We start from the raw sequence: 11675 nt of genomic DNA, 5'->3' as shown, positions 1-11675 counted from the left end.
TGACCGGGGCGATGGCCAGGCTGGCGCTGCCGGGGATGGTGGCGGCGGGGTCAGCGTCGTCGCTGATGCTGTAGGTAAAGCTGACGTTGCCGTTGTCGTCGGGATCCGGGGTGTAGGTAAAGGTGCCGTCGCCGTTGTTGACCAGGCTGCCGTTGCCGGAGGTGAGGCTCAGGGCACTGGCGATCAGGTTATCGCCGTCGGGATCGCTGGCGTTGGCGAGCAGCTCGGCCTGGGTGATGAGGCGGGGGCCGCTGTCTTCATCGATACCGGCCAGGGTGACCGCGGTGGTCTGCGGGGCTTGGTTGTCGGGTGGGGGTGGCGGCGGGTCGATGACCTCGGCTTCGACGCTCAGGTTCAGGGATTCGCCCGTCGTGACATTGCCGGCGGCATCGGTGACCAGGACGCGGAAGCTGTAGTCGCCGGGGGGAAGATCGGTCTGAGATGCGCCGGTGTCGGTCCAGGTCTGGCCGCCGTCGGTGCTGATCTGGAAGGTGACGGCAGCGCCGGGTTCGGCGCCATCGAGGATGAGGTCGAAGTCGGGGTCGGTGTCGTCGTCGCGGTTGGCGATGCTGAGCGTGCCGGGTTCGGGGGCGGTGGTGTCGACGGTGACGCTCACCGCATTGGATGCGCCACTGGTGTTGCCGGCGACATCGGTGGCGGTGGCGGTGAACGCGTGGGGGCCGTCGGGCAGTTCGGCGGTGGTGAAGGTCCAGTTGCCGTTTTCATCCGCCAGCACGGTGCCGAGCACGGTGTCGCCGTCGCGCAGGGTGATGGTGCTGCCGGGCTCGGCGGTGCCGGACAGGGTGAAGCTCTGCTGGCGGGTGATGCCGCCATCGGGGATGCCGCCGAGGTCCGCCAGGGCGGGAACGGTGGGGGCGTCGGTGTCTTGGGGTGGTGCGGAGCCGCCGCTGCCGCCGCCGCTACTGTCGTCAGAGGCCACCACGGCCACGGTGGCGGCGCCCGCCAGCAGGCCCAGCGGCCACTTCCAGGTGTCGAGCCAGGTCGGCGCGGGGCCGGGTAGCGGCTGCGCGCCCCGCACGGGGATGGTGTCGTAAGGCGTCACCCCTTCGCCATCGGTCAGGCTCGCGGAGCCGTCGGCGGCGACTTCGGCATCGGCCTCCAGGCGGGCCAGCATCGTCGGTGCGCCAACACTGGCCTGGAATGCGGCATCCAGGGACGCGACCGCCGCTTCGGGGACGGCGGCGGCGGATTCGCTCGCGGTCGGTTCAGCAGCTTCGTCGGCTTTCCGGCGCAGTGGCTGAAGCGGCGTGCCAGCGGCGCCATGAGGCAGGCTTTCCACTGCCGCCTGCTCGACCGGGGATTGCGGCGCGCCAGCCTGCGGCAGCATCTGGTCATCTACAGTCTGGCCGACTTCGTCCTGTGTTTTCATTGCCTTGCACCTCGAAAATTGATTACCCGATCAGTGGTCCACGCCGAGATCGATGAAGCCCCCGGACGCAGGAAAAACGACTCCTACACACCAAAGCGTCAGCGGCGGGCAAAACCCCTCATCGCGATGATTCGGAACCGGCAGGGGTCGTATCCCGAGGCGGGATACCCCCTGCCCCCCTCTCGTCCGGGCGGCGTGGGTTCGCTGTCGAGAGTTCGATTCATGAGCCGGCACGGGCTTTTGTTCACCTCTACCTCCGGGAGAGGTCGGCGCGAAGCGCCGGGTGAGGGCACGAGGCGAAGCCGAGCCTGGCCGCGCGCGAAAGCTGCCAGCCGCGCTCCGCGCGGCCCCTCACCCCCGCCCTCTCCCAGAGGGAGAGGAAGTTGCTTCGTCACTGTTGAGCCTTACCAAAACAGTTGACGGTTCTCCCCTCTCCCGCAAGCGGGAGAGGGGCTGGGGGGAGGGGCTTTCAGGGCGTGGGCTTCCTTGATTCTCGATTCGCCCACGCTCGTACAAACCCCTCATCCGCCCCCGCGGGGCACCTTCTCCCGCCTGCGGGAGAAGAAATCCGAAGACCGGTTTCGTTTCGATACTGGCGCGCTGCGATACCGGAGTTCTGCAACCCGTTGCCACGGCAACCCCTCTTCCGCCGGGCTACGCCCAGGTTCGGCATCCCTGCCCGTGCGGTGGGTGCCATCTCACGTCGCATACCGTCGGTCGTCCGCACCGTGGAGCGCCTCCGCCCACCACCGGCTGACGTTGGCTGCGGGCCGACTAAACTCGACCTTCGTCAGGTGACCGCGCCGACCCGCGACGCCACAATGGTTCGACCTGAGGAGGAGACCACCCATGAACGCGCCTGCCGTGCCTGAAGCCGCCCGCAATCATCCGGCCTGGATCACGCCGCTGGACCAGATCGACGTCAGCCATCCGCAGCTCTATCGGGATTACAGCTTCTGGCCCTACTTCGAGCGCCTGCGTGCCGAAGACCCGGTGCACTGGTGCAAGGACAGCCTGTTCGGCGCGTACTGGTCGGTGACCCGCTTCAAGGACATCATGGAGGTCGAGACCCAGCCGCAGGTCTACTCCTCCGATTCACGCGCCGGCGGCATCACCATCATGGACGCCAACGTGGTGGCCAGCCTGCCGATGTTCATCGCCATGGACCCGCCGCGGCATGACGAGCAGCGCAAGGCGGTCAGCCCGATCGTGGCGCCGGAGAATCTGGCCCGCATGGAGTCGGTGATCCGTGAACGCGCCGGACAGGCGCTGGACGAGCTGCCGGTCGGCGTGGAGTTCGACTGGGTCAAGCAGGTGTCGATCAACCTCACCACGCAAATGCTGGCGACCTTGTTCGACTTTCCCTGGGAGGACCGCGCCAAGCTCACGTTCTGGTCTGATGCCGCCACCGCGATTCCGGGCGCCGGCGTGGTCGACAGCGAGGAACATCGCACCCAGATCATGGGCGAATGCGCGCAGTACATGACGCGGCTGTGGAACGAGCGCGTCAACCAGGCGCCGGGCAACGACCTGATCTCGATGATGGCCCACTCCGACGCCACCCGGAACATGACGCCGGAGGAATACCTGGGCAACGTGATGCTGCTGATCGTGGGCGGCAACGACACCACGCGCAATTCCATGACCGGCAGCATCGTGGCGCTCAATCAATACCCGGACGAGTACCACAAGCTGTGCGCCAACCCGGCGCTGATGACGTCGATGATCCCCGAGGTCATCCGCTGGCAGACGCCGCTGTCGCACATGCGCCGCACCGCCACCCAGGACACCACCCTGGGCGGCAAGACCATCCGCAAGGGCGACAAGGTGATCATGTGGTACGTCTCCGGCAACCGCGACGACACCGCCATCGAAAATCCGGAGGCGTTCATCATCGACCGCGCGCGGCCACGGCATCACCTGTCGTTCGGCTTCGGCATCCACCGCTGTGTCGGCAATCGTCTTGGCGAGTTGCAGCTCAAGATTCTCTGGGAAGAGATTCTCAAGCGCTGGCCACGGCCGCAGCAGATCGAGGTGGTGGGCGAGCCGACGCGGGTCATGTCACCCTTCGTCAAGGGCTACGAGTCCCTGCCCGTCCGCATCCACCCCTGAACCGGAACACACTTTCATGCCCAAGATCACCTTCGTCTCACACGACGGGACCCGACGCGAGATCGAAGCCAGAGACGGCACCACGATCATGGACGCTGCAGTCGACAACCTGGTGCCCGGGATCGACGGCGACTGCGGTGGCGCCTGTGCCTGCGCCACCTGTCACGTTCACGTCGAAGCCGCCTGGCGCGCCCAACTGCCCCCGATGGAAGAACATGAGCTGTCGATGCTGCAGTTCTCCGAGGGCTACGACGAGTCGTCGCGGCTGGGCTGCCAGATCAAGCTGAGCGCCGCGCTCGACGGGATCGTCGTGCGTACGCCCCCTGGGCAGCACTAGCCCGCATTTCTCACAGGGGGATCGAGCGATGGCCGTACGCCGAGGACGTGCAGGGCGCCGGGGTGGAGCGAACCCCATAGTGGTTCTATGGGGTGAGTGAACCCCAAGCTCTGTGCGCCACAGACAGGCGAGCGCCGGCGTTTGGCTAACAGGGAGTGCCATTGAGACGCTCCTGCGTAAACCCAACCGGGGTGAGGGCCGCTCGGCTTAGTGCGGCAGCGACGGCGAGGCCCTCACCCCCGGCCCCTCTCCCGCTTGCGGGAGAGGGGAGCACGCCATGAGGCCGGGCTGAGGTTGGTCGCAAATCAAGATCCCACTTGGGTTGACGGGTGCCCGGTGCCGTCGCCTCACTTACCGACTTCCGTACAAGTGAAGTCATCGCTTTTGTCATTCCACGCGCAGCGACCGCGAAGCGGCCGCCGCAGGCCTTGCATCTTTTCTCCAATTTCGCCCACGCCTTGAAAATAGATCCTTTACTGCGCTCAGGATGATGGCAAGCGTGTCTGCACTTGAACCGAAATTGCTCAAAGGCCGATACGGCGTCGGCGCTCAGCGCGCGCCCGCGTTCTCGATCTCGATCACCGAAGCCGCCGACTTGTTGCGCGCGGCCTTGGCGGCGTCGGAGCGGAACAGCTCCAACTGGCTCAGGTATTCGGTGGTGACGTCCTGGGTGATGTACTCGCCGGTGAACACCGAACACTCGAAGTTCTGGATCTGCGCATGCTTGTGGCGCACCGCGTCGATCAGATCCTCCAGGGTCTGGAAGATCAGCCGGTCCGCGCCGAGCAGTTTTTCCAGCTCTGGAATGCTGCGGCCGTGTGCAATCAGCTCGGCCGGGCTGGGCATGTCGATGCCATAGACGTTGGGATAGCGCACCGGCGGTGACGCGCTGGCCAGGTACACCTTGCGCGCACCGGCGTCGCGCGCCATCTGGATGATCTCCTGGCTGGTGGTGCCGCGCACGATGGAGTCGTCCACCAGCAGCACGTTCTTGCCGCGGAATTCCACGTCGATGGGGTTGAGCTTCTGGCGCACCGACTTCTTGCGCTGGCCCTGCCCCGGCATGATGAAGGTGCGGCCGATGTAGCGGTTCTTGACGTAGCCCTCGCGGTAATGAACGCCGAGCTTGGTGGCCAGTTCCGAGGCTGGCACGCGCGAGGTGTCCGGGATGGGAATGACCACGTCGATGTCGTGATCCGGCCACTCGCGCTGGATACGTTCGGCGAGCTTTTCGCCCATGCGCAGGCGCGCTTTGTGAACGTAGATCTTGTCCATCAGCGAGTCGGGCCGCGCCAGGTACACGTATTCGAAGATGCACGGCGAATACACCGGGTTGGCGGCGCACTGGCGCTTGTAGAGCTTGCCGTCGTGCGACACGAATATCGCCTCGCCGGGCAGGATGTCGGCGACCAGCTCGAAGCCCAGGGCGTTGAGCGCCACCGACTCCGACGCGATCATGTACTCGTAGCCGGCCGCGGTCTTGCGGCGCCCGTACACGATGGGCCGGATGCCGTAGGGATCGCGGAAACCCACCAGGCCGTAACCGCTGATCAGCGCCACTACCGCATAGGCGCCGCGACAGCGCCGGTGTACGCCGGAGACCGCGGCGAAGATGTCGTCGGGCTGCAGGCGCAGCTTGTTCTGGGTGAGCAGTTCGTGCGCGAAGATGTTGAGCAGGACCTCGGAGTCCGACTCGGTGTTCAGATGGCGGCGGTCCTCGCTGAACAGCTCCAGTTTCAACTCTTCGGAATTGGTCAGATTGCCGTTATGCGCCAGCGAGATGCCGAACGGCATGTTGGTGTAGAAGGGCTGCGCCTCGGCCGAGGTGGTGACGCCGGCGGTGGGATAGCGCACGTGGCCGATGCCGACGTTGCCGCGCAACCGCATCATGTGGTCTTCGTTGTGGAAGACATCGCGCACCAGACCGTTGTCCTTGCGCAGATGCAGACGATTGCCGTCGGTGGTGATGATGCCCGCCGCGTCCTGGCCGCGGTGCTGCAGCATGTTCAGGCTGTCGTACAGCTCCTGATTGACCGCGCCGTTGGAATGAATGCCGACAATTCCACACATCGAACGCGTCTCCTAGGGCTGGGGCGAATCGGCCAGGCTGCGCGCGGCGGGTGCCACGGGCAACTCTTCCTTGGACTCTGACGAGGGCATGACGCCCGAATCGGGGCGCAAGGGCTCCAGCCAGGCATCCGGAATCAGCACGTCCAGACCGTCGGCCACAACCTGCGCCGGCTCGATCAGCACCGACTGCTGCCACCAGCTTTCATCGTCGAAACCCACGGTCGCACCCAGCAATACCACCAGCCCGACAAACAGGATTCCACGGATCAGGCCCAGGCCCGAACCCATGGTGCGATCTGCGGTGGAGAAGCGGCTCTCCCTGACCCGCGTAACCAATACTGCGGTCAAGATACCGCCGATCAACAGGCCACCCAGAAACAGCCCGCCGTACGCGACGCCCGCGCGCAGCAAGGGTTGTTCGAAATGCGGAGTCAGCCATGCGGCGAAAGCCGGGCCGAAGGCCACGCTGAGCAGTATGGCCAGGATCCAGGTACCCAGCCCGAGGGACTCGCGGGTAAAGCCGCGCACGAAGCCGATCAGGATCGACAGCACGACGACCGCGACGATGCCGTAATCCAGCCAGTTCATCCTGTTAAGCGAATGGAAAAGCGCGCGGATTCTAGCAGCCTGGCGCGCACCGGCACGCCAGATTCATCTTCAGCTCATGCGATCCAGCAGGCACTTCGCGACCGCGTCGCGTTCTGCCGGCACCTGGATCAGGCCGGCCAGACCGTGCTTCATCACGATATCGGGGTCCTTGAGCCCATTGCCGGTCAGGGTGCACACGACCGTCTTGCCGGGCGCAATCTTGCCGGACTTGATATCGCGCAGTGCGCCGCACAGCGAGGCCGCCGAGGCAGGCTCGCAGAACACACCTTCGGTTTCCGCCAGCAGCTTTTGCGTGGCCAGGATCTCGTCGTCGGTGCATTCATCGAACCAGCCGCCGGACTGCTTCTGCGCTTCCCAGGCGAAGTCCCAGGACTGCGGATCACCGATGCGGATCGCAGTGGCCAGAGTCTCCGGGTTCGCGACCGGCCCGCCGCGCAGGAACGGCGCCGCCCCGGCCGCCTGGTAGCCACACATGATCGGCCGGTGATCCGCGACCGCGCTGAGGTCATAGGTCGGCACAGCGCCGAAGGCGCGCGAGGCCGAAGTGGTCTGGCCGGTCATCTCCGAATAGCCCATCCAGTAGGCAGAGATGTTGCCGGCGTTGCCGACCGGCAGGCAGTGATAATCCGGCGCACGGCCGAGCGCCTCCACGATCTCGAACGCGGCGGTCTTCTGCCCTTGCAGGCGGTACGGATTGATCGAGTTGACGATGGACACCGGCGTGGTCTCGCCCACTTGCCGGACCAGCCGCATGCCGTCGTCAAAGTTGCCCAGGATCTGGATCACGACCGCGCCGTGTACCACCGCCTGGGCCAGCTTGCCGAGTGCGATCTTGCCGTCCGGGATCAGCACAAAGGCGGTGATGCCGGCGCGCACCGCATAGGCCGCCGCCGCCGCCGAGGTGTTGCCGGTGGAGGCGCAGATGATGGCAAGGGACCCCTCGTGCACGGCCTGGGTCACCGCCACGGTCATGCCGCGATCCTTGAACGAGCCGGTGGGGTTGAGCCCCTCGAACTTGACGTAGACCTCATTTTCGAAGCCCAGCTTGTTCGGCAGGTTTTCGAGCCTGATCAGCGGCGTGCGGCCTTCGCCGATAGCGATTGCGCGCGCGCTAGGAGCCAGCGGCAGACGGTGGCGGTAGTGATCGACAAGGCCGGTGTAGCGGGTCATGGATTCAGACTTTCGGGTGGCAGAATTTCGGGGTCACCGCGGCGGGCCACGGCGACGAAGTGTCTCAGGTTAAGCGTGTAGAACGCCCCGACGCCCGCCTTGCGGGCGGCGACCAGGTGCAGATAATCGTGTACCGCGCCGCCACGGACGCCGGCTGCTTGGGCCTCGCGCAGCGCCGCACTCATCTCCTGCGCGTTGAGTTCGATGAAATTCAAGCGCGGCATCAGCAGGCCGTCGATCAACTGGCTGGCCACCGATGGCGGCACCCGCCACTCCTGCCGCCCCCCGGTGAGCGACGAAAAAGTTTCGCTGATGGCGTGCGTCCAGGCCGTCAGGGATCGGCGAGTCAGCAGCTTGCGACAGGATTGATTGTGCGGTTCGCGTTCGAGCAGTGCGCCGGTCAGCACCGACGAGTCGAGCGCAACTTTCACCGGCGCAACGCACGGTTGGCCTGCTCTTCGCGATCTTCGCGAACTGCGGCTGCCGCGTCGACCTTCACGTTGCGTCGGAACCGGATCACCGGCATCCCGTCCTTGACCACGATTTCGCAATCGTCATCCTGCGGTGTCAGCTCGATTCGACCGCCCACGACTTCAGCCGTGAGTCTGGCCCCCGCCTTGAGATGCAGTTGGTCGCGTACCGCCTTGGGCAACACCAGGCGGCCGCTGGCGTCCATGGAGATCGCAGGGGCAATGGGAGAGTTCATGGAATTTTTTATGGCACTGGATAATGGCACTGATCGTGGCATTTTCTGTGCCACCCAGGATACCGTCAACGATCCGGATCGAGCTTCTGCTCCAGGGCGACCCGCACCGACGGCCACTCCCGGCGAACGATGCTGAAGTACACCGTGTCGCGCACGCGCCCATCGGGCATCACCATGTGCTGGCGGAACACGCCCTCCTGGGTTGCGCCCAGACGCGTGATCGCGGCGCGCGACACCGTGTTGAGGGCGTCGGTCTTGAATTCGATCCGGTTCAATTCCAGCACGTCGAATCCGTGCGCGAGCAGCAAGCGCTTGCACTCGGTATTGACGGCGCTGCGCTGCACCTTGCGCGCGATCCAGGTCCAGCCAATCTCGGCGCGCCGATGCGCGGGATCGAACGCGGCGAACCGCGTGCTGCCGATGACCTCGCCGGTATTGCGCAGACGAATGCAGAACGGCAGCGCGCGGCCGGCAGCCTGCTCTTCCAGCCCACGCTGCACGTAATCGCGGTGGTCCTGCAGGGTGCGCAGAGGCTCCGAAAGAAAGCGGAACATCTCCACGTCGTCGCCGGCAGCGGCAAACAGCGCCTGCGCATCTTCCGGCATCAGCGGATCGAGGAGAACATGGCGTCCCTCCAGACGGACCGGCAACAGCGCGGGCATCTTTCAGTCCCTGAAGTGCTCGACACGGATGTGCGAAACCCCGTCACGCACGAACGGCAATGCCAGCAACCGCTGCAGTGCAGTCTCGAAGCGCGACTCCTGCACCACGCTGGTGATCAGTGCCACGCTGGCGTCCTCGTGCTCGCGCGGCTCCTTCTGCAGGATGCCCTCGATGCTGATTTCGGATTCGGCCAGCACTGAGGTGATGGCCTTGAGCACGCCAGCCTCGTCGGCCACGCTCAGGCGCAGGAAATGGCTGGAATGCACCTCGGCGATGGGCAGCAGCGGCAACGGCTGCAGGGCGTCGGTCCGGAATCCCAGCACCGGGACCTGGTGGCGCGCATCCGCGCCAAGGTTGCGGGCGACATCGACCAGGTCGGCGACGATCGCCGAAGCCGTCGGATCACCGCCGGCGCCACGGCCGAAGAAGCCCACCGTACCCACCGCGTTGCCATGCGCCACCACCGCATTGACCACGCCGTCGACGCGGGCGATGAGCTGGTCGTCCGGCACCAGGGTGGGGTGGACGCGCATCGACACGCCGGATTCGTCACGTCGGGTCAGACCCAGCAGCTTGATGCGGTAACCCAGCGCCTGCGCGGCCTGGATGTCCTGCGCGCCGATCTTCGAGATGCCTTCGCAGTACACCGACTTGAACGCCAGCGGCATGCCGAAGGCGATGCTCGCCAGCAGCGCCAGCTTGTGCGCCGAATCCACGCCCTCGATGTCGAAAGTGGGGTCGGCCTCGGCGTAGCCCAGTTTCTGGGCGTCGGCCAGCGCCTCGGCAAAGCCCTGCCCCTTCATCGTCATCTGGGTGAGGATGTAGTTGCAGGTGCCGTTGATGATGCCGGCAACGCTGTCGATACGGTTGCCGGACAGGCCCTCGCGCACCGCCTTGATGATGGGAATGCCCCCAGCCACCGCGGCCTCGAAGCCCACCGCTACGCCGGCCGCCGCCGCCGCGCCAAAGATGTCATTGCCGTGCTCCGCCAGCAGCGCCTTGTTGGCGGTGACCACCGGCTTGCCACGCGCGATCGCCGCCAGCATCACCTGCTTGGCGATGGTGTAGCCGCCCATGACCTCGACAAACACATCCACTTCCGCGTCGCGCACGCTGGCCAGCGCGTCGTCGCTCACGGTGATGCCGTCCAGCGGCTCGCTGTTGAGCGCCAGGTCCTTGGTGGCCACATGGGTGACCACCAGGCGGCGGCCGACGCGGCGTTCGATCTCGTCGACATTGTTGCGCAGCACGCGCAGCACGCCTTGGCCCACGGTGCCCAGGCCCACCAGGCCAACGCGAATCGGGTCGCTCATGTCTTGGGTCCGTCCTTCAACAGTTTCTTGATGCCTCGCACCGCCTGACGTGTGCGGTGCTCGTTTTCGATCAGCGCAAAGCGCACATGCGTATCGCCGTATTCGCCGAAACCGATGCCGGGCGAGATCGCGACCTTGGCCTCGCTCATCAGCAGACGGCAGAACTCCAGCGAGCCCAGATGCCTGAAGGCTTCGGGAATCTCGGCCCATACGAACATGGTCGCCTTGGGCTTTTCGACCTTCCAGCCGGCGGCGTTGAGGCCTTCGCACAGGACGTCGCGGCGCTGCTTGTACATGTGGCGGATCTCGGCCACGCAATCCTGGGGTCCTTCCAGCGCGGCGATGGCCGCCACCTGGATCGGCGTGAACATGCCGTAGTCCAGATAGCTCTTGATGCGCGCCAGCGCGCCGACCAGGGTGGGATTGCCGGCCATGAAGCCTACCCGCCAGCCCGGCATGTTGTAGCTCTTGGACAGGGTGAAGAATTCCACCGCCACGTCCTTGGCCCCCGGCACCTGCAGCACCGAGGGCGCGGTGTAGCCGTCGAACACGATGTCGGCATAGGCCAGATCGTGGATCAGCCAGATCTGGTGTTCGCGGCACAAGGCCACGGCTTTTTCGAAGAACGCCAGGTCCACACACTGCGTGGTCGGGTTGCCTGGAAAATTCAGGATCAGCATCTTCGGCGCCGGCCAGGTTTCCTTGATGGCGCGTTCCAGCTCTTCGAAGAAATCCACCTCCGGTGTCAGCCGCACATGGCGCACGTCGGCACCCGCCAGCACCACACCGTAGGGATGGATCGGATACGCCGGATTGGGCACCAGCACCACGTCGCCGGCCGCCAGGGTCGCAAACGCCAGGTGCGCCAGACCCTCCTTGGAACCGATGGTGGCGATCACCTCGGTGTCCATGTTGACGTCCACGTCGTAACGTTGCTTGTACCAGCGGCTGATAGCACGACGCAGGCGCGGCACGCCCTTGGACACCGAATAGCGATGGGTGTGGGTGCCGTCTTCGTCGTGCACTTCCGGGCGCACGTAATCGCTTTCGGTGCCGCGCACGGCGCACTCCACCAACTTGTCGACGATGTGCTTGGGCGTGGGCTGGTCCGGATTGCCCATGGAAAAATCGATGACGTCGTCGCCGCGGGCTCGGGCCGCCTTCTTCAAATCACCGACGATATTGAAGACGTAGGGCGGCAGGCGCTGGATGCGCGGAAAGTTCGTATTCACGGGAAGACCACGGCGGCGAGGCCCGAACAGGGGATCCGTTCGAGGCGGACCGCTCGAAAAGCGAGCCGCGTAT

11 protein-coding genes are annotated in these 11675 nt (G+C 65.5%); 2 read left to right on the top strand and 9 right to left on the bottom strand.

What is annotated here, in order from left to right; genetic code table 11:
- On the bottom strand, positions 1-1390 hold a 1390-nt coding region (locus tag ACOOHP_RS22630), incomplete at its 3' end, for a cadherin-like domain-containing protein (protein WP_420468709.1).
- Between the two features lie 849 nt (positions 1391-2239).
- On the opposite strand from ACOOHP_RS22630, the gene ACOOHP_RS22625 reads away from it, so the two are divergent.
- Positions 2240-3502 carry a cytochrome P450 gene (locus ACOOHP_RS22625; protein WP_420468708.1) on the top strand — a complete coding sequence of 421 codons (1263 nt, stop codon included), beginning with the start codon at positions 2240-2242 and terminating at the stop codon, positions 3500-3502.
- 16 nt (positions 3503-3518) lie between these two features.
- On the top strand, positions 3519-3839 hold the full coding sequence (locus ACOOHP_RS22620) for a 2Fe-2S iron-sulfur cluster-binding protein (RefSeq protein ID WP_420468707.1): 321 nt from the start codon (positions 3519-3521) through the stop codon (positions 3837-3839).
- A 549-nt stretch (positions 3840-4388) separates the two neighbouring features.
- On the opposite strand, the gene purF is transcribed toward ACOOHP_RS22620, so the two are convergent.
- The 8 genes from purF to alaC all read right to left on the bottom strand — a co-directional run bounded on the left by purF (position 4389) and on the right by alaC (position 11602).
- Entirely contained in the window at positions 4389-5909 is a 1521-nt protein-coding gene (purF, locus tag ACOOHP_RS22615; RefSeq protein ID WP_420468706.1) for an amidophosphoribosyltransferase, read from the bottom strand.
- A gap of 12 nt (positions 5910-5921) precedes the next feature.
- Positions 5922-6497, bottom strand: a complete 576-nt coding sequence (locus ACOOHP_RS22610; protein WP_420468705.1) for a CvpA family protein — start codon at positions 6495-6497, stop codon at positions 5922-5924.
- Positions 6498-6566: 69 nt separating this feature from the next.
- Entirely contained in the window at positions 6567-7688 is a 1122-nt protein-coding gene (gene thrC / locus ACOOHP_RS22605; RefSeq protein ID WP_420468704.1) for a threonine synthase, read from the bottom strand.
- Complete coding sequence (locus ACOOHP_RS22600) at positions 7685-8119, bottom strand: type II toxin-antitoxin system VapC family toxin (protein WP_420468703.1); 435 nt, start codon at positions 8117-8119, stop codon at positions 7685-7687. Before ACOOHP_RS22600 ends, thrC begins: the two co-directional genes overlap by 4 nt.
- A complete protein-coding gene (locus tag ACOOHP_RS22595; protein WP_420468702.1) occupies positions 8116-8394 on the bottom strand; it encodes an AbrB/MazE/SpoVT family DNA-binding domain-containing protein in 279 nt (92 codons plus the stop codon). The genes ACOOHP_RS22600 and ACOOHP_RS22595 overlap by 4 nt, the downstream gene beginning before the upstream one ends.
- A 65-nt stretch (positions 8395-8459) precedes the next feature.
- Positions 8460-9056, bottom strand: a complete 597-nt coding sequence (locus ACOOHP_RS22590) for a GNAT family N-acetyltransferase (RefSeq protein WP_420468701.1) — start codon at positions 9054-9056, stop codon at positions 8460-8462.
- A gap of 3 nt (positions 9057-9059) precedes the next feature.
- Positions 9060-10370 carry a homoserine dehydrogenase gene (locus ACOOHP_RS22585; RefSeq protein ID WP_420468700.1) on the bottom strand — a complete coding sequence of 437 codons (1311 nt, stop codon included), beginning with the start codon at positions 10368-10370 and terminating at the stop codon, positions 9060-9062.
- Entirely contained in the window at positions 10367-11602 is a 1236-nt protein-coding gene (gene alaC / locus ACOOHP_RS22580) for an alanine transaminase (RefSeq protein ID WP_420468699.1), read from the bottom strand. The genes ACOOHP_RS22585 and alaC overlap by 4 nt, the downstream gene beginning before the upstream one ends.
- Positions 11603-11675: the final 73 nt, after the last annotated feature.

The sequence above is a fragment of the Panacagrimonas sp. genome (assembly GCF_965216805.1).
Lineage (GTDB): Bacteria > Pseudomonadota > Gammaproteobacteria > Nevskiales > Nevskiaceae > Panacagrimonas.
The sequence above is the reverse complement of the archived record's forward strand: the minus strand, read 5'-3'. Positions and strand labels throughout refer to the sequence as shown.